We start from the raw sequence: 24,526 nt of genomic DNA on the forward strand, positions 1-24,526 counted from the left end.
CGCGAAGGGCTCGTTTACTAGGAGCAGTGACCATGGAAGAAAGCCAAAACGTCGATTTCCCGCAAACCCCGAGCATCGACGATCTCCTGTCTGCCATCGCTTCACGGCAGGTCAAGCAGTTGGTTGTAGCCGTAGAGACCCTGGATGGACAGATCCTTACCTATGCCGAGATCGTCGACAAAGCCGGCGCAAGTCGCGAATTCATGGCGGCTGAGCTACTGGCGTTGCCTGAGATGTACGAGCTGGCATCCCAGGACACGTAAATCGCAGAACTCTACGCGCGCGCGTCCATAAAGTTCAGGGGTCGAATACGGAGAGCCACATGAGCGGCCTTAATCCATTCAAGAGCCCCAAAATCAGCACGCCGGACCCGGTGACGCCGCCCGCGCCGCCAGCAACGACGGACGCGGCGGCGGCTGCTGATGCTGAAGCTGATCGCCTGCGCCGCCGGCGGGGGACTGCTGCCACCATCATCGCGGGTGATACCGCGGTGGTGCCGCAATCCTCCGTCGCCACCAAAACCCTCCTCGGGCAGTAAGACGTGAACAACCAAGACGTCGAACTGGTGCGGGAGATCATGGCCGATCAGGAGGCCATGAAGACCGAGCGCACGGCCTTCGAGGCGCAGTGGAACGAGGTCATCGAGATCATGCTGCCGCGCTATCGGCGCTTCGGCCAAGGCTATGAGCAGCCGGGGCAGAAGAACACCAGCAAGATCTTCGACGCGACGCCGGCCCTAGCGCACCGCCACATGTCGGCGGCCATGGATTCGATGATCACCCCGCGCACGCAGAAGTACCAGCGCCTGGTGGCGTCCGACCCCGCGACCAAGCAATCCGACGCCGTGAAGGCGTACCTGGAGCAGACTGGGGACATTCAATTCTCGATGCGCTACAAGTGGCGCGCCCAGTTCGCCTCTGCGATCAACGAGGTGTACGGCAACCAGGTGGCATTCGGCGCCGGCGGCGTGATGGTCGAGGATACCGGCGACCGCCGCAACCCGTTGCGCTACCGCCAGATCCGCCTTGCTGACCTCTTCTACACCGAGGGGGAGAGCGGGCTGGTGGACAAAGCCCACATGCGCTGGTGTCTGACCGTGCGCCAAGCTGCGCAACGGTGGGGCCGTGCCGCACTGCCGCCCAGCATGCAGTTGCAGCTGGACCGCAACCCCGAGCAGAAATACACCTTCCTGCATGCCGTGCGCCCGCGCCGCGAGCGCGACCCCCGCAAGGTGGACGGCCGCAACATGGCATTCCAGTCCGTCTGGATCCTGGAGCAAGGCAAAGAAATCATCGAGCATGGCGGCTTCCGCACCTTCCCGGTGGCTATCGGCCGCCTGGCGGTCGCGGATGGCTCGCAGTACGCCTATGGCCCTGCCATGGACGCGCTGCCCGACATCAAGATGCTCAACGACATGGAGCGCACGAACATTCGGGCCGCGCAGAAGGTGGTGGATCCGCCCCTCCTGCTGCCCGAGGACGGCGCGCTTGAGGGCTTCGATCTACGGTCGGGCGCCCTGAACTATGGCGGCATCAGCGACCGCGGCGACCAGATGGTGCGCCCGCTGGAACTCGGCAAGAACGTGCCGCTTGGCGTCGACTACGCGCAGCAAAAGCGCGAATCGATCAACCTGGCCTTCTACGTCACCCTGTTCCAGATCATGGTGGAAAACCCGCAGATGACTGCCACCGAGGTGCTGCAGCGCCAACAGGAAAAAGGCTTTCTGCTGGCGCCGACCATGGGCCGGGTTCAGTCAGAAATGCTGGGTTCGCTGACCACCCGAGAGCTGGACATCCTGGGCTCGTACGTCGGCCTGCTACCCGATATGCCGCAGGAGATCTACCAGGCGGAGGGTGAGGTCGATATTGAATATGACAGCCCGCTCAACCGTGCCATGCGCACCGAAGAGGGCACGGCGGTGCTGCGCTGGATGGAGGCGTCCGCGCCGTTCTTCAGCCTGGACCCGCGCGCCGCCAAGGTGGTCAACGCGGTGGAATCGGTGCGCGGCCTGGCCGATACGTTTGGCGTGCCCACGCGCTTCGTGAACCCCGATGACGTGACCAAGCAACAGATCGCCGCCGAGGAAGAGCAGGCGCAGGCCGCCGCAATGCTCGAAGCCGCACCGATCGCCGCCGGCGCAGCAAAAGACCTTTCCCAAGCCCAAGCAACTGCACAGAGCGCACAGCTATGACAGCCATCTATGAACGCATGCGGCGAATGTTCCGCCTCCGCAAGGCCTACGCCGTCCTGTTCAAGGGCGAGGGCGGCATGTCCCTGGAGAGTGCCCGCGCCGTCGTGCTGGCCGACATCGCCCGGTTCTCCCGGGCCGACACGTCCACCGTGGTGGTGTCACCGGTCAGCCGAGTGGTCGACACGCACGCGACGATGCTGGCCGAGGGCCGGCGCGAAGTCCACAACCGCATCAAGTACTACAGCCGCCTTACCGAAGACGAGATTCACAACCTAAAGGAACGAGCAAATGAGGAAGCGTAATTACCGACTGTTCAACCAAGCCAACGACGGCACCGCTGGTGGCGGTGGTGGTGGTGATGCTGGCGCCGCCCCTGCTGGCGCTCCTGCTGCGCCTGCTGCTGCCGCTGCCGAGCCGGCACCCGCTGCGGCCCCGAATTCGCAGAACTCTGACCAGCCCTGGACGCAAAGTATCGCTGACGAAGCGCTGCGCCAGTACGCAGAAGGCAAGGGTTTCAAGACCGCGGCAGACGCTGCCAAGGCACTGCAGGACCTGGAAGGCAAGCACGCAGCACCGGCTGATGCCGCCGCCTACCAGCTCCCGGTGCCCCAAGGCGATGACGGCAAGTTTGCCCAGGTGGCAAGCGGATGGTTCCAGAAAGCCGGCTTGAACGTGGCCCAGGCGCAGGCAGTGGCCGCGCAGTGGAACGAATTCCAGACCGCCCAGGCGCAGGCCCAGCAAGCCGAAGGTGCGCGCCAGGTAGAGGCGCTGAAGGGCGAGTGGGGGACGGAATACACCGCCAATGTCGAAACGGCGCGCAAGGCCATGAAAGCCTTCGGTGTCGGAACCGACATGATCGACAAGATAGCCGGCCAGATGGGCGATGCCGCGACCATCAAGCTGTTTTCCACCATCGGCAAGAGCATGAGCGAATCCACGCTCAACCCCGGCGCGGGGGCAAGCAGCACCACCGCACCGGATTCGGATCCTGAAGCTGCACGGGCATCTCGGATGTTCCCGAGCATGCGCAGTTAAACCTATAGGGAGATCTCGATGGCCACCATCGGTTCCAACTCGCTGAACATTATCGACGTCGCCAAGCGACTCGACCCCAATGGCGATACTGCCGATGTGGCCGAGCTGCTGGCGCAAACCAATGAAATCGTGCAGGACGTACCGTGGATCGAGGGCAACCTGGCCACCGGTAACCGCACGACGATTCGCACGGGCCTGCCCAGTACCACCTGGCGCAAGCTATATCAGGGAACGCCGGTGTCCAAGTCCCAGACGTCCCAAGTGGATGACGCATGCGGCATGTTGACCGCGCGCAGCGAACCGGACGTCAAGGCTGTGCGCCTTGCCAATGATCCGGCCCGCTTCCGCCTGGATGAGGCCTCGTCGTTCGTTGAAGCCATGGGCCAGGACTTCTGCACCGCGCTGCTGTATGGCGACACGTCGCTCAACCCGGAACAGTTCTTCGGGTTGCAGGCACGCTACAACCAACTCCCCGGCGTTGGTACGGCGCCCAGCACCGCGAACGTGATCAACGGCGGCGGCAGCGGCTCCGACAACACGTCGATTTACATCATCGGCTGGGGTTCGCGCAGCGTGTTCGGCATCTACCCGAAGAACTCCAAGGCTGGCCTGCAGCATCAGGACTTGGGCGAGCTGGATGCGTTCGACGCGAACAACGACCGTTACCGCGCCTATGGCGACCTGTTCGAATGGGATTGCGGCCTGGTGGTCAAGGACTGGCGCTATGTCTCGCGCATTGCGAACATCGATGTTTCGGACGCTGCGGCAGGGACCGGCACGATGACCAATCAGAAGCTGATCGAGCTGATGATCGATGCCAAGAACCGCCTGCCGATGCTGACCGGCGCCGTTCGCCCGCGCTTCTACGTGAACCGCACGATCAAGTCGGCGCTGGAAAAGATGGCGCTGAACAAGTCGAGCAATGCGCTGTCGATCCGCGAGGCCGCCGGCCAGTTCGAAACCGCCTTCCTGGGCATCCCCATCCGCCTGGTCGATCAACTGCTCAATACGGAGGCTGCGATCAGCTAAGCCCGTCAGGCCGCGCCAGCACGGGCGGCCCGTCGCCACTGAAAGCAGAATCAGGAGAACATCATGATCTTGGACAAGACCAACGAATTTTCTGACGGCCAGGCCGTGACCGCTACCGCGATCTCGACCAACGTTATCGACATTTCGCCCACGGGCGAGAACCCCATCCGCGACATCGGCACCGGCGAGGACGTCTATCTGGTCGTGCAGGTCGACCAGACGGCCACGGCCGCGGGCGCCGCCACGGTGACCGTCAGCCTGGAATCGGCGGACAACGCCGGCCTGACCTCGTCGACCGTCCACATCACCACGGGCGCGGTTGCTCTGGGCACGATGACGGCGGGCGCCGAGCTGGCGAAGTTCAAGCTGCCGGCCGGCGACTACAAGCGCTATCTGGGCGTGCGCTACACCGTCGGCACCGGCCCGCTGACCGCCGGCGCGTTCTCGGCCTTCCTGGTCAAGGACGTGCAGGCCAGCCGCCGCAGCTACAAGTCCGGCTATACGGTGGTGTAACGATGCCTATCTACCGCGCTCTGCAGCGGGGGCAGATCCCCGCCATCGATGTCGCCGCGGTCAAGCGCGCAGACCAGCCGGATGGTCGGCAGGTCATGCGCATGATCGAGGCCGGCGAAATCTTCGAGTACGGCGGCAAGCCGGGCAAGTGGATGGAGCTGGTCACCGAAGGGAACGACGGCCAGACGGGAAACGCCCGTCGCCGCCGATCCGAGACGGGTTCGACGGCTTCGGGTTCGACGTCCAAGGACGGGAACGACGGCCAGACGGGGCTGGCTGGCTCGCAAGCGCAAGCTTCCGGCGCCAGCGAAAGCGGCCCCGCGTCGCGTTAACGGAGTAGCCTGTGACCTCGGCCGTCCTCATCGCCAACCGTGCATTGGCCAAGCTGGGCCAGTCGCGTATCGTCTCGCTCGATGACCCGAGCAAGCCGGCGACGACCATCAGCGCGATGTACGACACGGTGCTGGACGCCGAGCTGCGGGCGCACCTGTGGCATTTTTCGAAGGCGCGCGCCGTTCTGCCAGCCCTGGCAGAGGCGCCGCTCTTCGGCTTTTCGAAGCAATACCAATTGCCCGCGGACTTCCTGCGCCTGATCGAGATCGGCGGCAACGAAGTCTTTTACCGCCATCACGCGCGGCGCTGCCAAGGGCTGTACAGCATCGAGGGGCGCAGGCTCCTGACGAACCTGGACGCGCCGTTGCAGATTCGCTACGTGAAGCGCGTAGGCGATCCCAACCAATTCGACTCGACCTTTATCGAAGCCTTCGCCGGCCGGCTGGCCATGGAGGCATGCGAAACGCTCACACAGAGCACGTCAAAGTTCCAGGTGGCGTCCCAGCTGTACGCTCGCGCTCTGCGCGAAGCCATTTCTGCAAACGCCATTGAAAGGCCGTCCCAGGCTGTAGACGACGACACCTGGCTTGATTCTCGGAGGTAAGCATGCCCAAGGCTGCGCCCGCGCTTGTCACGTTCGACGCTGGCGAGCTTTCGCCGCTTCTGGGTGGCCGTATTGACCTGGCCAAGTACCCGAATGCCTGCTCACGCATGGAGAACTTCATCCCCTTGATCCAGGGGCCGGCGCAGCGCCGCGGCGGCACGCGCTTCGTGGGCGAGGTGAAGAACTCGGCCGATCGGGTCTGGCTCATCAAGTTTCAGGTGGCGGAAACGCTGTCCTACCTGCTGGAGTTCGGCCCGCTCTATATCCGCTTCTATGTGAACCACGGGCAGCTCGTCGACGGTGGCGGGGCTCCTGTGGAGGTGGTGACGCCCTACAACTCGGCCATGCTCACGGCCGCAGATGGCACCTGCCGGATTCGTGTCGCCCAGAGCGCGGACACGATGTATATCTTCCATCCTGATGTGTGGCCGCAGAAGCTGGTTCGCACCAGCGGCACGACGTTCACGTTGCAGCCCATGCAGATGTCGGGCGGCCCGTTCCGGGATCTCAACCTCAATCCGAACATCATCCTGACGCCTACCGGTACGACAGGCGCGGTGTTCGTGAATTCGACGTCGGGCATTTTCTCGCCGCAGTACAACGGCACGCTTCTGCTGCTGCAATCTAAGGACCTGTCCGCGATCAAGCCGTGGGCCACGATGCAGGCCGTCGGCGTCGGCAACATGCGGCGCGTGGGCTCGCGCGTGTACAAATGCACCGGCACCGGCCCCATCACCAACCCCGATCGCCCGCAAGCCTACACCGGCACGCTCACGCCCACGCACACGGACGGCAAGGCATGGGACGGTGACGGGGTGGACATCGTCGGGGATGGCGATTACGGCCCCATCGGCGTCGAGTGGGAGTATCAGCACTCCAGCTATGGCGTCCTGATGATCGACGCCTATGTGTCCCCGACGCAGATAAGTGGCACCGTCCAGGGCGTGCTGCCCGCCGATATCGTCACGACCGGCACGGCCAAATGGGCGCTGCAGCTCTTCTCAAACATCGACGGCTGGCCGGAGCATGGCGCATTCTGGCGTAAGCGGCTGTGGCTTGGCGCCGGCCGCCGCCTGGCCGGCTCCGTCTCCAACGATTTCGACAACTTCGCCGAGAAGGACCCAGACGAAGCCACGGCGGACTCGGCAATCATCGAAACCCTGGATTCCGAGCAGATCAACAATATTACGTGGATGGTGCCGTCGGAAAACCTCTTGCTGGGCACGAACGGCGATGAGTGGATCATCGGACCTATCCAGGACAGCCAGGCGGTCAGCGCAAGCAACATCCGCGCCGACTCGAAGACTGCGAACGGGTCGCGCGGCATCCAGCCGGTGAAGGTTGGCGAACGCCTGTTGTTTGTCCAGAACAGCGGGCGCAAGCTGCGCGACTATGTCTATGACTACACCTCCAACAGCTATCCATCGACCGACACCACGAAGCTGAACCCCGGGATCACCAAGACCGGGATCATCGACCTGGCATACCAGCAGGAGCCGAATTCCATCGTATGGGCGGCCCGGACCGACGGGCTGCTGGTGGGCGTGACCTATGACCGCGAGCAGGAGCGCAGCGACATCTACGGCTGGCATCGCCACCCCATGATCAATGGGGCCGTGGAGGCCATCGAAACGATCCCCTCGCCGAACGGCACGACGGATGAGCTGTGGATGGTCGTGCGCCGCGTGATCAACGGGCAGACCAAGCGCTATGTCGAGCGCATGGAGCCGCCCCTGGACGACGAGCAGCCTATCTGGGAATCGTTCTATGTGGATTGCGGGCTTACCTACCGGGGGCCGCCATTCGTCACGGTGATCACAGGTCTTGGCCACCTGGAGGGGCAGACGGTCGATATCCTGGTGGACGGCGCCGCGCACCCGCGGCGTGTCGTCTCGGGCGGCGTCATCGAGTTGCAGGCCCCCGCGTCCATTGTGCACGTGGGACTTCCGGCGCCGTGCCGGCTGGACACCACGGACATCGAGGCGGGCGCGGCCAATGGCACGTCGCAGGGCAAGACCAAGCGGATCACCAACGTGGTGCTTCGTCTATACCGCACTCTGGGCGGAAAGGTCGGGTCGCCTGATAGTGTCACGCCGGCGGAACTGAACTTCCGCAAGCCGTCCGACCGTATGGACCAGCCGCCGCCGCTGTTCAGCGGGGACATGCCAGCCGAGCCCTGGCCCGACGGTTATCAGGGTCATGCGGTGATGAGCTACGTGAATGACCAGCCTTTGCCGGTCACGTTGCTTGCGCTCTACCCGATTATCGAGACCCAGGACGACCGATGATCATCCTAGAGAGACTTCGCCCAGACCACTTCCCGCGGCTACGCCTCCAAGACAACCAGGCGAGCCTACAAGCGGTGCTGACGGAATCCTATGGCGCTGACCTGGTTGCCCAGGGCGGCGTTGCCTGGGCCGCCGTTATGGACGGGGAGGTGATCGCTGCGGCCGGCATGTTCGAAGTCTGGTCTGGCCGCGCGCTGGGCTGGGCGCTCTTCTCCGACACCGCGCTGGCCAACTTCATCGCGATTCACCGCGTCGCGCGCAAAGTGTTGACGGACTGCCCCTGGCGCCGTATCGAAATCGCAGTGGACCGCAACCACGCGGCCGGCGTGCGCTGGGCTGAGCGTCTTGGTTTTCAGCGGGAGGGCCTGATGCGTGCATACACCGCTGATGGGCGTGACTGCTTTCTTTACGCGAGGGTGCGCTAATGCAATACGCAGCAATGGCTGGCCAGGGCCTACAACTGGTGGGGGGGCTTGCCGGCGGGCTTGGTAAATCGGCCGGTTACAACGCGCAGGCGGACGCGGCGGAATACAACGCCACCATGGCGAGCCAGGCCGCGCAGCAGGCACGCGACGCGGGTCTGGCGTCTGAGCTGGCGACGCGCCGGCAGTCGGCACAGCAGATGGGGCAGTTGCGCGCGGCCGCGGCCGAGTCTGGTTTCAACCCGTCGAGCGGGTCGATGCTGCAGGTTCAGACCGACAGCGCGCGCAATGCCGAACTCGATGCGTTGCAACAGCGCTATGTGGGCCTGCTGCGCGGTACGAACTACGACAACCAGGCGCAGATCGAGCGATTCAACGCTGAGGGCTACCGCTCTCAGGGCGGCAGTTCACTGGGCGGAACGCTGCTCAGCTCTGCGAGCCAAGTGCTTTCGATGGCGAACTCTGGTTCAAGCCTGTTCGGTTCTTCGTCGGCTGGTGGCGCGTTGGGCGGCGGCGCGGCGGCGGGCGGTGGTGCTGGCGCCCTGTCTGTGTCGCCTGCGTTCGTGGGAGGCGGTACGGCAACTTCCGGGCTTGGCGCTGGCGGATCGCTGGGTTCCTTCGCCGGTGGTGGTGGCGGCTCGGCTGCATCTGGCGGCCTGGGCGGCTCATTGGCAGCGGCCGGGCCGTGGGCCGCGCTCGCCGCTGTGATCGTGGGCAACGAATCCTATGCGAAAAACCACGGATACCGCCGAAGCGGTTCCGATTATTACAAGGACCTGGCCACGGGCCGTGTCCTGAGCCAGGACGTGGATAACCGCTGGTCGCCCATGTTGTTCGGCAAGAGTGACCGGTTTGGCTTCGGTCATGACATGTCGTTCGCTGCTGACATAGGTTCATTCCAGTTCGGCAAGGCCTTCAAGGATCTCAAGAAGGGCACGCTGGGCAAGATTTTCAAGCTGTTCTAGACCATTCCCGGAGTCCGGCACCATGCCACGCATACCGCTACCCGTCATTCAACAGCAGCAGACCACCACCAGCAGCGCTGGGCCGGTCATGATGCCTGAGCGCTCATTCCAGACCAATGACGTTGCGCAAGGCCTTTCCGATCTTGGCCGGGCGGCTATCGCCATCGCGGACGAGGACGGGCGCGCGTGGGCATCAAAGACCGCCAGCGATGACCAGCTCAAATGGATGACACGCATGCAGGAGGCCCAGGCGCAGGCGCAGCCTGGCGCCCCTGGCTTCACCGAAGGCATGCTATCCGAGTTCAACGACTACCGAACCAAGGCATTGGCGGCGGCGCCGGCCAGCGCGCGCAGGTTCTATGAAGCGCAGTTGAACCAGTTGGGCAATTACGTCGGCACGAACTCGATTTCGTGGCAGGCCCAGCAGCACCGGGCGAACACCGTTTCGCAGTACCAGCAGGGCGCGGATGCCGACGCCGCCGCAGTATCGCTCGATCCTTCCCTGTACGACGACCGACGGGCTGCGCGCATGGCGGCGCTGAGCGTTTCGAATCTCCCGCCCGACGTGCGTGCGACGCTGGCCAGCAGGAGCGACGGCGCGCTGGCCTACGCGGCAGGCTCTTCCATGGTCGATATGGACCCCCACGGCTCCCTGGACGCCTTCACGCGAGCAGGGAAGGGCGAGGCTACCGCCGGCTATGACTGGATCAGCCGACTGCAGGCGCCGCAAATTGAAGTGCTGCGCCGGCGGGCGCAATCGCAAGTCACCGCGCTGGACAACCGCGCCCAGCTCGCCCAGGACCGCGCCGAGGCCAAGGGCGCGCGCGCTATCGCCGAATACGATGCGCAGATCAATTCCGGCGTGCCGGCGCCGCCGGACAAGATGATCGGGTGGCTGGGTGCGGCGGCGGGAACGGTGTATGAGCAGGATATGAAGGACCGCATGGAGGCGGAGCAGCAGGTTCAGGAAGTGCTGCGCATGCCGATCGCCGATCAGGAAGCGTTCATTGCCCAGCGAGCCGCGCACCAGCGCACCAATGGCGCGTCCTTGACTGATCAAGCCAACCTGCGGCGCCTGACAACCGCCGTGGCGCAGAACGTCAAGACTCTGCAGGAAACCCCCCTGGTGTACGCCGCACAGCGCATCGATGCGCAGGTTGCCCCCCTTGACCTGCAGACCGCCTTTACTCCGGAAGGCGCGGCCGCGATAGGCCCGCAACTGCGTGACCGGGTGACAACCATCCAGGCGCTGCAACGGCAGAACCCGCCCGGCACGGTCAGCATGCGCCCGCTACTGCCGGCCGAGGCGGACGCGCTGGGTGAAGCCCTAAACCAGGGCTCGGCGGCCGAGAAAAGCGGATTGCTCGGCACGCTGTACCGCGCTTTCGGCGATCCTGTGGCCTACCAGGGGGCCATGGCGCAGATTGACGCCAAGAATCCATTCATGGCGCGCATGGGCCAGCGCGCGGCCAGCTATGCCCAGGCGCAGCTCACGAACAACTGGGTAAGCGCTGACGTCGTGCAATCCGCCGGCGACGTTGCAGCCATCGCGCTGCATGGTGACGACATCCTGAAAGCTGGTGGCAAGGCTGGCGCGGAGAAATTCCCGATCCCGAAGGATCAGGAGTTCATGACCGCGCTGCAAGCGAAGCTGACGGATCTCTACCGCGGCACGGGGCCAGGCTCCAGCGATGCTGCGGGCTACATGAACGACGCCTATGCGATCAAGGCCTACTACGTCGGCCGCGCTGCACAGCAGGGCGACATTACCGGTCAGGTCGATAGCGACAGGATGGACCAGGCCATTACCGCGGTGCTGGGCGCGCCGGTGAATTTCCACGGCAACGGTCAAGTGCTGGCCCCGTGGGGGATGAGCGCAGACGATTTCACCACCCGCGCGACAGGCCGGCTGGCGCAATTGTTCCAGGCGGCCGGCGTGCAGGACAAGGTGGGCCAGCATATGGGCAACGTCGGGCTGATTGGGGCGGGCGGCGGCGTGTACTTCCCGACGCTGGCCGGAACCCCCATTGCCGACGATCAGGGGCGCCCGCTGGTCCTGCGCCTGACACCTGACGAAGACGCCGGCCGCGATAGCTTCGGCCGCAAGCTGTCAGATCAGATTCCCAAGGATATGCCCAAATGATGGATTTCGACCCCCGCCGCGCGCGGGAGATCGCCGGCCAGGCGAACACGGTGGACGGCATTCTGGGCAGTGCGGCCGAGCCCGGCGTAATGTCTGGTGTGCTGTCAGAGGTCCCGCGCGGTGTTGGCCGAGGCTTGGCCGCTGCGCAGGGCCTGATCACAAGCGCCGCCGAGCAGGCCACCCAACCGCTGTACAACGCCCTGGAGAGCGCCACCGGGGTTACACCGGCGAACCCCTTTGGCTACCTGCGCCAGGCGTCTGACGCCACGGTGCGCCAGCTCGCGCCTGATCCCCTCACCGTCGGCACCGCTGGGCAGATCGTCAACAGCATCGCCACCATCGGTGCGGAGGTCGCCGCAGGTGCCGCGCTGGCTGGCCTCACTGGTGGCACTGGCATGCTGTGGGGTGGTGCCTCGATGGCCGGCGGCGCCACGGGCCGGACTACCTACCATGAGATGATCGAAAAAGGGGTGGATCCGTCCACGGCGGTAAACGCTGCCTTCATCGACGGGGTGACGACCGGCGGCGGCGCGCTGCTACCGGCCAGCATCGGGTACAGCGGCCTGGCAGAGCCTTTGCTGGGATACGGCGTTCGCCTCTCCCGGCCGGGGTTTGTGGCCGCCAATGCCGCGTTGGGGGCTGGTTCGAACATCGGCATCGGGATTGCCCAGCGCGGCGCCATCGAGGAAGCGTTGCGCGCGGGCGGATATGACACGATGGCGCGCCAGTACGCGCCGATGGATGGCGCGGCCATGGCCGCAGACGGCATCCTTGGGGGAATCTTCAGCGGCGCGGGCGCAGCGTTGAACCTGCCGGCACGCGCGCAAGGGAGCGTCGACGCCGCCATGGCCGCGCGCGATGCGCAACACGCCGCAGTCACCACCGCGCCCGGCATCCCTTCCGACCCGGCCGCCGCGGGCGCGCACGGGAAGGCGCTCAATCAGGCGTTGCGTGACGTCTGGGATGGCCGCGCGATCGACGTGTCCAGCACGGGCGTCCAGAACCAGGCTTTCGTGTTCGGGCGCCGGGACAATACCGCGGTGAACGAGGCCGCACGGGTTTATGGCACCGCCCCGGTGCCGGTGGTGCCGTCTACGCGCCTCGCTGATATCCCATCGGCTCAGCGGCCCGACCTCCGCTACAACGCACCAGAGCTCAACGAATACGCCGCCCACGTTGAGCAGCAGCGCGGCCTGCCGCCCGGCCTGATCAATGCGCTGAAGAACGCCGGCGAACGGTCGGGCAGCAGGTCGGTCAGCCCGGCCGGCGCGCGCGGCGTCATGCAGTTCATGCCCGAGAACCTGCGCAAGTATGGGGTGACAGACCCGGCTGACCCCGTACAGATGATCGATGCGGCCGGACGATACCTGAGCGACACCATGCGCCAGTACGGCGGCGATGTGGACGCGGTGATCGCCGACTACAACGGCGGCCCGCGCGCGGCGCGCGAGGTGCTTGCCGGCCGGCAGCCGCCCGCCAAGGAAACCCGTGACTACCTGGCGCGTGTGCGGGAAGAATTGGGCGGCGAGCGGGCATGGTCCCAGAACGGCCCGACCGATGGCGCGATCCAGCCGATACCCCAGGACCGCGCCCGCGCCGCGCGCGCGATCGAGGATGAGATCGCCCAGGCTGAGCAATCCAGGGCCGACCTTACAGCCACCGCAGGCGACGCGGCCGAACTTGGCCAGGTGCGCCAGATCCAGGACGAGCTGGCCTCTACGCAGGAGCAGCGGGCCGCCCTGGACGGGGATGCCACGCTCCGCGACCGCGCGAAGGAAATCCAGGGCTCCGGCCCCATGATCAGCTACAAGCAAGCCCTGGCCGACGCAAAGCGCGACCTGTCGAACCAAGCCGCAGATCTGGACGCGAGGATCGGCCGCCTTCAGGATTCGCTTGATCAGAACCGGGGCGCCGCGCAGGCGCTGCAACAGCTCGCCGAGATCGACCAGCGGATAGCTGACCTGCAGGCCAACCGCGCTTCCATCGATACGCCGGCATCACCGTTTACCCCGGTGGCGGCCGCGCTACGCGACGCGGGCATGGCCAGCGATGCGGCAGTTGCCCAGGCTGCGCGGGATGCGGATGCCATAACGCGCGCCGCGGAGGCTCCGGCGCCGCAGGCGGATACCGTATCGGCCGCGCCAGAGGTCGGCGCCATTGGCGCGGGCGCGTCAGAGCCTCGTCCGCCGGCGCCTGCTGGTGGTGGGCAAGTGCGCGGTGAAGCTTCGGCGCCAGCCGCGCGCCAGGCAGAAGTCGCTACTCCACGGGCATCCGTTGCTGAGGGTGCGGTGCCGGCCGGGGCCGAAGCTGGGCGCGCCACAGACGCAGCAGGCGCTGCCGATGATATAGAGACGCGCGCCGGCTTGGCGCTGCTGGAAGAGCGTGGCGATATCACCGTGCCCGCGGTCGACGCTGAAGGCAATGAAGTGCAGCTATCGCTGCGTCAGGCCCTGGCAGAAGCCAACGCAGAGCTGGAATATGTAAACCGTGACACCCTGGACGCCGCCGTCATGTGTCAACTTCGTGGAGGTGCCTGATGCGCGCCGAATGTATAGAAGCCGTTTCCCGAGCGCTCGGCCGCAACCTGACCGCCGCCGAGGCGCAGAACATCGAGAACCGCATCATGCAGGCCATGCGGCAGGAGGCCGCGCGCGATCTGCCGGCGTGGCGCACCCTGACGGCCGCCGAGCGCATGGAGGCCGGCGCGGCGCGCGCTGCGCAGGACGTGGCGGCCGATGCAGCGCTCAAGCGCCGGCGCGTGGCATTGACGGCACTGAAGCACGACGCGGTGCGCAATTACCTGGCGGGCTCGGTCTATTCGCCTGTCGAGGCGCTGCAGCGCTTGCTGGTGTTCTACGGAGACGGCAAGAGCGGCACGATATCCGTCGAATCGACGGCGCAGGCGATCCGCAACGAATCGCTGGGCGCGATGCTGGATGTCTTTGATACGACGCGCGGCAGCGTGCTGGGCCTGTTCACCAACCAGCAAGGCGTCCTTGATCTGGTGCGCGAGCTGCGCGGGCAGGGATCGGGGAATGCCGACGCGGCGCGCGCGGCACAGACGTTCCGGGATGTCGCCGAAGGCATGCGCCAGCGCTTCAACCGCGCGGGCGGCAACATCGGGCGCCTGGAGGATTGGGGCATGCCGCAGAGCCACAGCCAGATGCTAGTGGCGCGCGCAGGCAAGGACAAATGGGTAAGCGATCACCTGGCTTGGGTTGACCGCAACCGCTACGTGAATGAGGATGGCAGCCTCATGAGCGATGACCAGGTGCGCGCCTTTCTTGAGGCGGCATGGCAAACGATCTCCACGAACGGCGCCAACAAGATCGAGCCCGGCAAGGCCAGCGGCTTCGGCATGCGAGCCAATCGCGGCAGCATGGAGCGCCAGGTGCACTACAAGGATGCCGAATCCTATCTCCAGGCGCAGCGACAATACAGCGATACCGCGGTGATGCAGACGCTGACCGGCCACATCGACCGCCTCGCGCGCGATATTGCCCTGGTCGAATCCCTCGGCCCGAATCCGAACCTGATGATGCAATACTGGTCTGACGAGGCCCGAAAGGCGATGACCGCGCGCGCGCCGCAAGATGCCACCAAGATCGAATCCAGCATACAGAAGCTGCAAACCATTTACGACGAGGTCAGCGGGAGCAAGCGGCCGCCGGCGTCGGCAGCGCTGGCCGAAGGGTTCGATACCTACCGTTCGTTGAACGTGGCCGCGCGCCTGGGGTCGGCGGTCATCACGTCCGTTACGGACCTGGGAACGTCAGCCCTGACGGCAATTCACAACGGCATCAATCCGATCCCGGTCTTCATGAACGAGCTGCGGGCGCTGAACCCGGCGAACCCTGCTGATCGCCGCCAGGCTCTGCGCGCGGGTCTGGGCGTGCAGCAGTTCATTGGCGCGGTGAACCGCTGGGGTATGGACGGCCTGGCCCAGGATGCCCAGGTATCCAGCAGGATCGCGCGCTACGCACAGGGCGCGGCCGCGGGCGTGATGAAGCTTTCCGGCATGAACGCCCTTACCGGCGCCGGGCAGCAGGCTTTCGGGTCCGTGCTGATGGATAGCCTTGGAAGCCTGACGCGCGGCGGTGCGGATCTCGGGGCAGTGGCCGCTGGGAAAGGCGGCGACGCTCGCCTAGCGCGCCGGCTGAGGGAGGCGGGCATATCGGACGCCGAGTTCAACGTCTGGAAACTGGCTCAGCCTGAAGACTGGCGCGGCCTGGGCGATACCGTCTTGACGGCCGAAAGCATCTATCGCATCCCGGACAGCTCGCTGGCTGCGCTTTCGAGCGCGACCGGGCAGACCCCGACGACGCTGCGCGAGCAGGCTGCCACGCGGCTCATGGCGTATGTGGAGGGGGAGACCGGCATGGCAGTGATCGAGCCAGGCGTGAAGGAGCGCGTTGCCACGGGATCGGCTATCCAGCGCGGGACACTTGCGGGCGAGCTGTGGCGCAGCGTGCTGCAGTTCAAGGGGTTTCCGATTGCCGCATTCATGCGGCACGGCTCCCGCGCGCTGGCGCAAGAGGGCGCCATTGGAAAGGGCGCATACATCGCCGGGCTGGTGGCGATGACGACGGTGATGGGTGGCATCGCAATGCAACTGAACGAAGTGGCCAGCGGCCGCGACCCCAAGAACATGGCTGACCCCAAGTTCTGGGGACAGGCGTTCTTGAAGGGTGGAGCATTGGGTCTGTACGGTGACTTCCTGTTCGCCGACTACACGAAGTACGGGTCGTCCATCGGTGCCACGCTTGGCGGCCCGCTGATCGGGGACGCGGAGAACATCATGCGCCTGGCCATGGGCAATGTGCAGCGCGGCGCCGAGGGCAAGAAGCTGGACCTGGGCGCGGAGGCGGTCAAGTTGCTGAAGAGCCATGTCCCCGGTGCGAATCTCTGGTACACCAAGGCGGTGACGGATCGCCTGATCTTCAACAAGCTCCAGGAAATGGCGTCCCCAGGCTACACCCAGCGCATGGAGCAGCGCGCGCGCAAGGAGTTCAACCAGTCCTACTACTGGCGGCCGGGCAGCGCCGCGCCAGACCGTGCGCCGGATCTGTCTCGCGCGCTCAGTCCTTAAACGCAGAACTCTACGCGCGCGCGCGATGAACATGGGCGCATTCTTCCAAGGGTGAGCCCATGACAGTTTCCAGTAGCGATACCTCCATCACGCACAACTGTGATGGGATATCCGTCAATTTCCCGGTCAGCTACTACTTCCTGGCCGACACAAACCTGGTAGTAACGCTGGTCGTGAATGGCAGCGGCTCCGATGGCGTCGTTCTCACGCTCGGCACGGACTACTCGGTTGCCGGCGCTGGGAACGAAGCCGGGGGTTCCATCACGACGTCGATTGCGTACCCCGCCGGCCGCTCGCTGGTTATTGACCGCGTGGTGCCTGTCACGCAAGTGACGCAGTACCAGCCGAACGATGCATTCCCGGCCAAGGTAACCGAGCGCGCGCTGGACAAGCTCACGATGATCTGTCAGCAGTTGTGGAATTCGCTGGGCGGTGGTTCGTGGTCGCTGTCGCGCGTGCTGATGCTGGGGCCGCGCGACGTGAACGGCAGCGGCGCATACCGCGCGAACGGCAACAAGATCAGCAATCTGGCCGACGGCCAAGACCTGCACGATGCGGTGACCGTCGGGCAGATTGCCCCTTTTGCGGAGGCCGCCGAGGCCGCCGCGCTGGCCGCAGCAGCGTCAGCCGCATCTGCGGCGGGCTCGCTGGCTGACTTCGAAAAGCGGTATCTCGGGCCGTTCGATTCGGACCCGACCCTGGACAACGCGGGCAATCCGCTGACCGAGGGCGCGCTGTACTGGAACACCGCCAATCAGGTGTTGAAGGTGTTCGACGGCGTGGCCTGGAACCCCTTCACCGATTCCGCGGCACTTGTGTACCAGCGCACGGACGCCGGCGCCAAGATGCGTTCGCTACAAGACCGCCTGATGGACATCGTGTTTCTGGCGGATTTCGAAGGGTATGACCCCACGGGGGTGACGCCGAGCGATGCCGCTTTCCTGTCGGCCATCGCGGCATTGCCGCATGGCGGCGCCATCGAGATTGACGTGGCGGCCTCTCTGCTGCTCACGACGCCGCTGGTGGCTCATCAGCCGGTGCTGCTGAGGTCGTCTGTGTGCGGCGACGTGGCCGCCGGAACGAACGGCAGCGCGAATGGCAAACCGATGATCCGCTGGGGCGGCGCGGCCGATGAGTACATGTTCACGATCGAGCCAGCCACGACCGGGAACATTATTTTCGGTGGTGGCGCTGTGGGGATCGAGTGGGATGGTGCCACGCTCGCCACCGCGGCGGTTCACCTGAACAACACGAATCGCGCGCGTTTCGATGGCAAGGTGCGCAACGTGCGCTTCGCTGGCGTGTTCGTCAGCGCACTGGCCGGCTCCACCGGAAACTTTTCGATGCAGAACCGCATTGATCTGGATTTCGTGTGGGGCGCATCCCCTGTGTGCCAAGAGGCGCACGGCGTCGCCATCGTGGGCAATGGCAGCAACATCCCGACTACCCAGCAGCAGCTCGGTCTGATCACGGGCCTGGTCTACAACGGCCACCTGGTGCACATCACCGAGAGCGACAATTGCATGGTGTCGTTCGTCAATGGCGCGGTGCAGGCGCCCGGCACCGGCGTGGCCATGTACCTCGGCGACAACGGGTCGCAGCCCTCCAACCATACTTTGATCCTGCACCTGGCGGGCAAGTTCTTCCAGGAACCGACCGTCAAGGGCACGCGCCTGGTGCACTATGTGTCCGAGGGCGGCGGGATCGCCTCGTCGGGCTCGTCGAACTGGAACGGCGATATCTTCGACTACGCCACGGCGCGGTCGTTCGCCTCGCACCAGTACAAGCTGCGCGACTGGATCAACATCCGCAGCGCCGACTTTGTGCCTGGCCCCAATACCTCCATCGTCGAATCGGCGTCACAGTGGGCATGCTTGGCGCTGCCGAACTCGGGAAGCCCCCGCGGCGGCTGCACCATGCCGCCGGCCTACGACCTGGCCAACGGCCTGATCGAAACCATCGAGCTGTATTACACGACCTCTGGCAGCGCCGGCGGCAATCTGGCCCTGGCGTTCACCCTGTCAACGCCACCGATTGACGATTCGGCGCGCCTGGTGACGCCCGAGCACAACGTGACCAAGATCGTTGCGCAGGCGCCGCAGAACACCGTCAAGCGGTTTTCCTACACCCTGGATACGCCTGTGACCTACACGCTGGGCGACATCATCACGTTCGCCGTGCAGCGGCTGGCCAGCGATGCGGGAGACACCGCCACGGACGAGGTCATCATCCTGGGCGCGCGGCTGGGATACAAGTCGAACGGGCCTGACTCCAGCGGCTCCGGCACCTACTTTATTCCGGCGTGGGACTGACCATGACGAACCGCGCTGATCTTGAACGATCCCCGCATGAGGCGGACAAGTACCTGTCAGAGGCGTTCATCAAGTCGCTGCACGCTCAGGTGTGCGAAATGAAAGGGGACCTGGCCGAGTGCACGCAGGCGACCAAGCGGAACACGGCCGCCATCGAGCAGGTACAGACGAACACCCAGGACATCGTTGATACGTTCCAGGCATTGGCCGGCGGCTTCAAGGTGTTGCAGGGCTTGGGGCGGCTGGCTAAGCCGCTGGCCTACATCATCGGCTTGGTGACAGCCGTCATCACGGCCTACTCAGCGTGGAAGGGCGCCAAATGATCCCCGCAGGTCTGAAGCGCAAGATACTGGCCGCGGCCGGCGCTGGCGCGCTCGCTGTCGCCGGGGTGCTGGTCACGCACTTTGAGCCTGCCCGTGTGCGGGGCAAACCCCATTTGGACCCCATCGGAATTCTCACTGTGTGCGACGGTCACACCGGCAGCGACATTGACCCGAAACGCATCTACACGGATGCGGAGTGCGATGCCTGGCGCGACGCCGATCTGGCAGAAGCCAAGGCGGTATTTGATCGTTGGGTGCCGGCCGCAGTGCGGGATGGCATGCAGTCAACTGCCGTGGGCGGGTTCATCTCGTTCATTTTCAACGTCGGACCCGGAAAGCCCGGCGTGAAAGACGGCTTCGTGTGGCTGAAGAATGGTCGCCATTCCACGATGCTTCTGCGCCTGCAAGCGGGCGATATCAAGGGTGCCTGCGCGCAGCTCGACGCATGGATCAAGGCCGGAGGCAGAGTGCTGCCTGGCCTGGTGACACGCAGGGAGGCCGAAGAATGGTCTTGCCTGCTGCCCTGATCAACTGGAAAGGCTACGCCGCCGCGGCGTTGGCTGGCGCGCTCGTCGCGGGCGTGGCCGCGTGGGTAGTCCAGGGCTGGCGCTGGGACGCGAAGCTTGCGCGCCAAGACGCCCAGGTTGCCAAGGACGACGCCGACGTGGCGCGTGCCGCTCTGGCGCAAACCACGAAGGATATCCAGGCCGTGGCCACTGCCGCAGCCCAGGCCGCCGGCGTGGCGCCACAGGTGACGGCGGCGATGGGAAAGCTCAATCAGGAACTGAAAAATGCGAATCCTCTGCCTGCTGGCTGTCGCCCTGATGGCGTCCGGGTGCGCACCCTCAAGGACGCTGTCAGTGCCGCGAATCGTGCCGCCTCTGGACAGCCGGCTCGCTGAGCCTTGCGCGCCGATCCCTGATCCGCCGGCCGGCGACTACGACGCGTGGCAGATGTGGCTGCAGCATGATGTATTGGGACTGTATGCAGTCTGTGCGGCCCGGCATCGGGCGACGGTAGGGGCGTGGCCGAAGTGAGAGGCCGCGGTCACCAGCTATTTGACGGATCCTGGACCAGCGATTCGTCGTAACCGCGCTTCCACGAATAGTGCTTGTAGGTCAGCGGAGGATAGGGGTTTTCGCCGCGACCTGCTTTATAGGCGTCGCGCCCTTGTCCAAAAGCGGTGGGATCTATGTGGCCACCGCCATAAAGCCAAAACCATACGTGCTTGAACAGTTTATTGAGCATCATGTGAATTCTCCCGTCGGTGTGGATTCTAGACCCGCTCAGCCTGGACCGCCACATCACCTATCCAATCGTCAGCACGGCCGGAGCCAGAAACAGCCCAGGCTGCTGGCTAAAAATCCTCGCTGACCGCGCGCAATCCACGCTCCAGGATGAACGTCGCCCGATAGGTCGTCGGGGTGGCGCCACGGTCGATAATCAGCAGCCCGTCGCGCTCGCCGGCAGCCAGCACGTCGCGCAGCTTCTGCCCACCCTCCAAGCCAAATGCATCGCGCAGGCGCTGGATGCTCAGGTAGTCGCCGTTCTTGACCCCGGCCAGTGCCGGCAGGGCGCGGATCCAGATGTCGCGCACGGGCGGGGTGTTGATGTAGTCGCTCATGCCTTTTCAGCCCGTACCGCCACCCAGAACCAGTGGCTGAACTTTCCGCGCTTGGCCTTCTGCTTGCGGAAGAAGAGGCGGACGCGGCCCGCGTGGCCAGCGTCGATCTCCACCGGGTACTCCCGATCTTCGGCGGTGGCGGCCGGCGGCAGCGATTGCTTGGCCTCGGACACGTGCAGGCCGGGGACTTGCTCCAGGATTCCGTTGTCTTCCATGCTCAATCCAGTTTATTGGCGATCTCGGTGGCGTAAAATGAACGGGCCGGAACAGCGCGCCAACGCTGCCCCGGCCCTAACCACCACTACCTGTTTGGAGGCAGTCATGGCTAAGAGCATTTTACAGACCGAGAAGGCAATCCCCTCTTCGGTGATCCAGCGCATCAAGGAAATTGCACAGCCTTACTTGGGCGAAACCGGCTGCTGGGAATGGCCCAAGAGTCGTAATGTACAGACCGGGTATGGGCAGATCAGCCACTATGAGGGCGCCGGCAAGCACGTGATCTTTACTGCCCACCGCGCAGCCTTCGCGGCATTCATCGGGGGCCCGGCGCAAGTGGTGTGCCACACCTGTGACAACCCGGGGTGCTTCAACCCTGCGCACCTATTCGCAGGCACTCAGCGCGACAACATCCTGGATATGCATTCGAAGGGGCGCGCCCGGGATTACGTGGCGACGGCGGCGCGTGGCAATGCGCACGGCTCCGTGACCAAGCCGGAGGCGACCCTTCGCGGTACCAGCCATCCGAAAGCGAAGCTCACCGAGCAAGACGTGCGCGATATCCGCGCTTCGCCCCTCGGCTGCTACACGCTGGCGCGTCGTTATGGCGTGGCGGACGCCACCGTCAATGCGATCCAGCGCGGCAAGACCTGGAAGCACGTGACCTAATCCAGCTTGGCCGCGATGTCCGTGGCGGACGCCCTATAGTAAATGAGCAAACTGCGCGGATCGCGGTGCCCGACCATTCGAGCCAGCTCCAGCAGTTCCAGCTTCTTGGCCAGCCGCGTGATAGCCGTGGCGCGGGCGTCGTGGAAGGTGGGGCCGTCGACCGCGGCCAACGTCTTACCCTGTCGGAAATACGCATCCCGCAGGCCGGCATTCACCGTAAACACCTGTTCCGGGTGGATCCCCTTCATCGCCTCCAGCAGCTCGACGGCGCGCCGTGAAAGCGGCACGTCGCGGGCGTCCCCATTCTTGGACTTGGGCAGGTGCAGCATGCGGCGTTCCAGGTGCACGTGCTTCCATTCTAGGGTCAGGATTTCCCCTGATCGCATGGCCGTCTCCAGGGCCAGCAGGAACGCCACCGCCGTCTGCTCGCGCTTGTCCTTGGGCGTGCCGCCGGCATAGCCCAGCGCGGACACGACTGCCTCGGCCTGCTTGCCGGTGAAAATTACCTTGCGCGCCGGGTTGTCCCGCGGCTTGATTACGTCAGGCCATGGGTCATGATCCACATACCGCCATTCCCCGAGCTTGGCCCGGGTCCAGATGGCGCGCAGCAGGCCGATCTCGCGTAGGACCGTGGCACCCTGCACCTCTGCCAAGCGCCGATCGCGCCAGTCCGCCAACTCGGCCGGGCCTATGTCCTGCATCACCAGCTTGGCCATCTTGTCCTTCTTGATGGCGGCAATCCTGGCCTTCTCCCACCTGGCGCCGGCCTTCTCCGGGCTGACCTCGTCGGCGTACCGCTGCATGACGTCGGCCAGGGTCCAGCGCGTCACCTTGCCAGCGCGGGTGTTTGCCAGCTCCAGCTCGCGGCGGTTGGCCCAGTCCATGGCCTCGCGTTTCGTGGAAAAAGTCTTGCTCTCGCGGTGTCCATTGCGGGCGACTTCGGCCCGCCACGAGTCCCCGCGCTTTCTGAATGTAGGCATTGGCGTAATCTCTGGCGTACGTTTGGCGTAGGAGATTAGCAAAAACAGTGATGTGATGTGGTGCCTAGTGGCGTTGGCGGTTCCGAGCGGCACCCAGAATTGCCTATGAGGATGGCGTGTGGTGGCGTAATGTGTCGGAGGGTAATGTTCCGGGGTGGTGCCCGGGGCCGGAATCGAACCGGCACGCCTTGCGGCGGGGGATTTTGAGTCCCCTGCGTCTACCAATTTCACCACCCGGGCTAGGAGGTCGCGGACACGTCCAGATGACGGTCGCGGGAGAAGCGAAGACGGCGATTATATGCGGTCTGGGAAAAATTGTCAGGCGGCCCTGGATCCAGCCATCTGACGGGGGCCAGTCCCTCCGCACACTGGTGCAGGCCGGGACCGGCTTTCCGAGGAATCCGCTGCCTTACTTCTTCTCAGGCAAAAACCAGTTCATCACCAGCGCGCAGATGCCGCCGGTGGCGACGCCCGACTCCAGCACGTTCTTCACGGCATGGGGCAGGTGCGACAGGATCTCCGGCACTTGCGACACGCCCAGGCCCAGGGCCAGGGACACGGCGATGATCAGCAGGGCGCGGCGGTCCAGGTGGATGCCGGCCAGGATGTTGATGCCGGACGCGGCGACCGCGCCGAACATGACCATGGCGGCGCCGCCCAGGACGGGTTCAGGCACGGCCTGCAGGATGCCGGCCACGGCCGGGAACAGGCCCAGCAGGATCAGCATGCCGGCGATCCACACGCCGACGTGGCGGCTGGCGATGCCGGTCAGCTGGATCACGCCGTTGTTCTGCGCGAAGACCGAGCTGGGGAAGGTGTTGAAGACCCCGGCCAGGAGCGAATTCGCGCCGTTGACCAGGACGCCGCCCTTGATGCGCTGCATCCACAGTGGGCCTTCGACGGGCTGCTTGGAGACCTTGCTGGTGGCTGTGACGTCGCCGATGGCTTCCAGGGACGTGACCAGGTAGATGATCAGCATGGGCACGAACAGCGCCCACGAGAAACCCAGGCCGAAGTGCAGCGGGGTGGGGATCTGGAACAGGGCGGCTTCGCGGGCGCCGGTGAAGTCCAGGCGGCCCATGTAGGCGGCGGCGATGTAGCCGACGGCCAGCGCCAGCACCAGGGCGGTGCTGCGCACCCACACGACCGGCACGCGGTTCAGCAGGATGATGGTGCCCAGGACCAGGCCGGACAGCGTCAGGTTCTCGGCGCTGGCAAAGGTGCCGTTGCCCATGGCGCTGTAGCCGCCGCCCATGCTGATGAGGCCGACCTTGATCAGCGTCAGGCCGATGAGCAGCACGACGATGCCGGTGACCAGCGGGGTGATCAGGCGCTTGACGAAGGGCAGGATGCGGCTGATGCCCATTTCGACGAAGGAGCCGGCGATGACCACGCCGAAGATGGCGGCCATGACGGCTTCGACCGGGGTGCCTTGCTTGACCATGACCGAGCCGCCAGCGATCAGCGGGCCGACGAAGTTGAAGCTGGTGCCCTGCACGATCAGCAGTCCGGCGCCCAGGGGGCCGAAGCGCTTGCACTGGACGTAGGTGGCGATGCCGGAGATGACCAGCGACATGGACACGATCAGGGTGGTGTCGCGGGTGCTCACGCCCAGGGCCTGGCAGATCAGCAGGCCGGGGGTGACGATGGGAACCAGGATGGCCAGCAGGTGCTGCAGGGCGGCGACAAAGGCCACGGGAGGCGCGGGACGGTCGTCGGGGCCGTAGACCAGGTCAGGGCTGGGGTCGGCGTCGGATGAGCCGTGGGGGGCCTGTCTCTTATACACATCT

General features: G+C 65.2%; 25 protein-coding genes and 1 tRNA gene. 20 read left to right on the plus strand and 6 right to left on the minus strand.

The annotated features are described in order from the left end of the window. Nucleotides 1–32 precede the first annotated feature (32 nt). The 19 genes from DXK93_RS27340 to DXK93_RS27430 all read left to right on the plus strand — a co-directional run bounded on the left by DXK93_RS27340 (nucleotide 33) and on the right by DXK93_RS27430 (nucleotide 20,148). A complete protein-coding gene (locus tag DXK93_RS27340; protein WP_119451744.1) occupies nucleotides 33–263 on the plus strand; it encodes a hypothetical protein in 231 nt (76 codons plus the stop codon). 59 nt (nucleotides 264–322) lie between these two features. Then, nucleotides 323–538, plus strand: coding sequence for a hypothetical protein (locus DXK93_RS27345; protein WP_119451745.1), 216 nt, complete (start codon nucleotides 323–325; stop codon nucleotides 536–538). 3 nt (nucleotides 539–541) lie between these two features. After that, on the plus strand, nucleotides 542–2,191 hold the full coding sequence (locus tag DXK93_RS27350; protein ID WP_119451746.1) for a portal protein: 1,650 nt from the start codon (nucleotides 542–544) through the stop codon (nucleotides 2,189–2,191). After that, nucleotides 2,188–2,493, plus strand: coding sequence for a hypothetical protein (locus DXK93_RS27355; protein ID WP_147400286.1), 306 nt, complete (start codon nucleotides 2,188–2,190; stop codon nucleotides 2,491–2,493). Before DXK93_RS27350 ends, DXK93_RS27355 begins: the two co-directional genes overlap by 4 nt. Then, nucleotides 2,480–3,226, plus strand: coding sequence for a hypothetical protein (locus DXK93_RS27360; RefSeq protein WP_119451748.1), 747 nt, complete (start codon nucleotides 2,480–2,482; stop codon nucleotides 3,224–3,226). The genes DXK93_RS27355 and DXK93_RS27360 overlap by 14 nt, the downstream gene beginning before the upstream one ends. A gap of 18 nt (nucleotides 3,227–3,244) precedes the next feature. Beyond that, nucleotides 3,245–4,255 carry a major capsid protein gene (locus DXK93_RS27365; RefSeq protein ID WP_119451749.1) on the plus strand — a complete coding sequence of 337 codons (1,011 nt, stop codon included), beginning with the start codon at nucleotides 3,245–3,247 and terminating at the stop codon, nucleotides 4,253–4,255. 63 nt (nucleotides 4,256–4,318) lie between these two features. Then, on the plus strand, nucleotides 4,319–4,768 hold the full coding sequence (locus DXK93_RS27370; RefSeq protein ID WP_119451750.1) for a Bbp16 family capsid cement protein: 450 nt from the start codon (nucleotides 4,319–4,321) through the stop codon (nucleotides 4,766–4,768). A gap of 2 nt (nucleotides 4,769–4,770) precedes the next feature. Beyond that, nucleotides 4,771–5,100, plus strand: coding sequence for a hypothetical protein (locus DXK93_RS27375; protein WP_119451751.1), 330 nt, complete (start codon nucleotides 4,771–4,773; stop codon nucleotides 5,098–5,100). A gap of 11 nt (nucleotides 5,101–5,111) precedes the next feature. Then, on the plus strand, nucleotides 5,112–5,705 hold the full coding sequence (locus DXK93_RS27380; protein WP_119451752.1) for a hypothetical protein: 594 nt from the start codon (nucleotides 5,112–5,114) through the stop codon (nucleotides 5,703–5,705). Nucleotides 5,706–5,707: 2 nt separating this feature from the next. Then, nucleotides 5,708–7,993, plus strand: a complete 2,286-nt coding sequence (locus tag DXK93_RS27385; protein ID WP_119451753.1) for a hypothetical protein — start codon at nucleotides 5,708–5,710, stop codon at nucleotides 7,991–7,993. Then, complete coding sequence (locus DXK93_RS27390) at nucleotides 7,990–8,418, plus strand: GNAT family acetyltransferase (RefSeq protein ID WP_119451754.1); 429 nt, start codon at nucleotides 7,990–7,992, stop codon at nucleotides 8,416–8,418. Before DXK93_RS27385 ends, DXK93_RS27390 begins: the two co-directional genes overlap by 4 nt. Next, on the plus strand, nucleotides 8,418–9,380 hold the full coding sequence (locus tag DXK93_RS27395; RefSeq protein WP_147400287.1) for a hypothetical protein: 963 nt from the start codon (nucleotides 8,418–8,420) through the stop codon (nucleotides 9,378–9,380). The genes DXK93_RS27390 and DXK93_RS27395 overlap by 1 nt, the downstream gene beginning before the upstream one ends. 22 nt (nucleotides 9,381–9,402) lie before the next feature. Further along, nucleotides 9,403–11,523 (plus strand): hypothetical protein, encoded by a 2,121-nt coding sequence (locus tag DXK93_RS27400; protein ID WP_147400288.1) that lies wholly within the window; start codon nucleotides 9,403–9,405, stop codon nucleotides 11,521–11,523. Further along, entirely contained in the window at nucleotides 11,520–14,060 is a 2,541-nt protein-coding gene (locus DXK93_RS27405) for a lytic transglycosylase domain-containing protein (RefSeq protein WP_119451757.1), read from the plus strand. The genes DXK93_RS27400 and DXK93_RS27405 overlap by 4 nt, the downstream gene beginning before the upstream one ends. Further along, nucleotides 14,060–16,612, plus strand: a complete 2,553-nt coding sequence (locus DXK93_RS27410; RefSeq protein ID WP_119451758.1) for a hypothetical protein — start codon at nucleotides 14,060–14,062, stop codon at nucleotides 16,610–16,612. Before DXK93_RS27405 ends, DXK93_RS27410 begins: the two co-directional genes overlap by 1 nt. Nucleotides 16,613–16,671: 59 nt before the next feature. Beyond that, nucleotides 16,672–18,924 (plus strand): hypothetical protein, encoded by a 2,253-nt coding sequence (locus tag DXK93_RS27415; protein ID WP_119451759.1) that lies wholly within the window; start codon nucleotides 16,672–16,674, stop codon nucleotides 18,922–18,924. Between the two features lie 2 nt (nucleotides 18,925–18,926). Beyond that, nucleotides 18,927–19,247, plus strand: coding sequence for a hypothetical protein (locus DXK93_RS27420; protein WP_119451760.1), 321 nt, complete (start codon nucleotides 18,927–18,929; stop codon nucleotides 19,245–19,247). Continuing rightward, the gene (locus DXK93_RS27425) at nucleotides 19,244–19,774 is read left to right on the plus strand and encodes a lysozyme (protein WP_119451761.1); all 531 of its coding nucleotides are present in this window, start codon (nucleotides 19,244–19,246) and stop codon (nucleotides 19,772–19,774) included. Before DXK93_RS27420 ends, DXK93_RS27425 begins: the two co-directional genes overlap by 4 nt. Continuing rightward, a complete protein-coding gene (locus DXK93_RS27430; protein ID WP_147400289.1) occupies nucleotides 19,759–20,148 on the plus strand; it encodes a hypothetical protein in 390 nt (129 codons plus the stop codon). The genes DXK93_RS27425 and DXK93_RS27430 overlap by 16 nt, the downstream gene beginning before the upstream one ends. A gap of 146 nt (nucleotides 20,149–20,294) precedes the next feature. Here the strand turns inward: DXK93_RS27430 and DXK93_RS27435 are convergent, their stop codons facing one another. The 3 genes from DXK93_RS27435 to DXK93_RS27445 all read right to left on the minus strand — a co-directional run bounded on the left by DXK93_RS27435 (nucleotide 20,295) and on the right by DXK93_RS27445 (nucleotide 21,086). Then, nucleotides 20,295–20,498 (minus strand): hypothetical protein, encoded by a 204-nt coding sequence (locus tag DXK93_RS27435; protein WP_119451763.1) that lies wholly within the window; start codon nucleotides 20,496–20,498, stop codon nucleotides 20,295–20,297. Between the two features lie 106 nt (nucleotides 20,499–20,604). Next, nucleotides 20,605–20,871, minus strand: a complete 267-nt coding sequence (locus tag DXK93_RS27440; RefSeq protein ID WP_119451764.1) for a hypothetical protein — start codon at nucleotides 20,869–20,871, stop codon at nucleotides 20,605–20,607. Beyond that, on the minus strand, nucleotides 20,868–21,086 hold the full coding sequence (locus tag DXK93_RS27445; protein WP_119451765.1) for a hypothetical protein: 219 nt from the start codon (nucleotides 21,084–21,086) through the stop codon (nucleotides 20,868–20,870). Before DXK93_RS27445 ends, DXK93_RS27440 begins: the two co-directional genes overlap by 4 nt. Nucleotides 21,087–21,192: 106 nt before the next feature. Here DXK93_RS27445 and DXK93_RS27450 point away from each other — a divergent pair, with 106 nt between their 5' ends. Next, nucleotides 21,193–21,756: an HNH endonuclease gene (locus DXK93_RS27450; protein WP_158598581.1), complete on the plus strand. Its 564-nt coding sequence runs from the start codon at nucleotides 21,193–21,195 to the stop codon at nucleotides 21,754–21,756. Here DXK93_RS27450 and DXK93_RS27455 read toward each other — a convergent pair. The 3 genes from DXK93_RS27455 to DXK93_RS27465 all read right to left on the minus strand — a co-directional run bounded on the left by DXK93_RS27455 (nucleotide 21,753) and on the right by DXK93_RS27465 (nucleotide 24,522). Continuing rightward, nucleotides 21,753–22,736, minus strand: a complete 984-nt coding sequence (locus DXK93_RS27455) for a site-specific integrase (protein ID WP_119451767.1) — start codon at nucleotides 22,734–22,736, stop codon at nucleotides 21,753–21,755. The genes DXK93_RS27450 and DXK93_RS27455 overlap by 4 nt on opposite strands. A 155-nt stretch (nucleotides 22,737–22,891) precedes the next feature. Then, nucleotides 22,892–22,976, minus strand: a tRNA-Leu gene (locus DXK93_RS27460). A gap of 169 nt (nucleotides 22,977–23,145) precedes the next feature. Then, nucleotides 23,146–24,522 carry a uracil-xanthine permease family protein gene (locus DXK93_RS27465; protein ID WP_119451768.1) on the minus strand — a complete coding sequence of 459 codons (1,377 nt, stop codon included), beginning with the start codon at nucleotides 24,520–24,522 and terminating at the stop codon, nucleotides 23,146–23,148. Nucleotides 24,523–24,526: the final 4 nt, after the last annotated feature.

Source organism: Achromobacter sp. K91, from assembly GCF_003576205.1.
Classification (GTDB): domain Bacteria; phylum Pseudomonadota; class Gammaproteobacteria; order Burkholderiales; family Burkholderiaceae_B; genus Achromobacter; species Achromobacter aegrifaciens.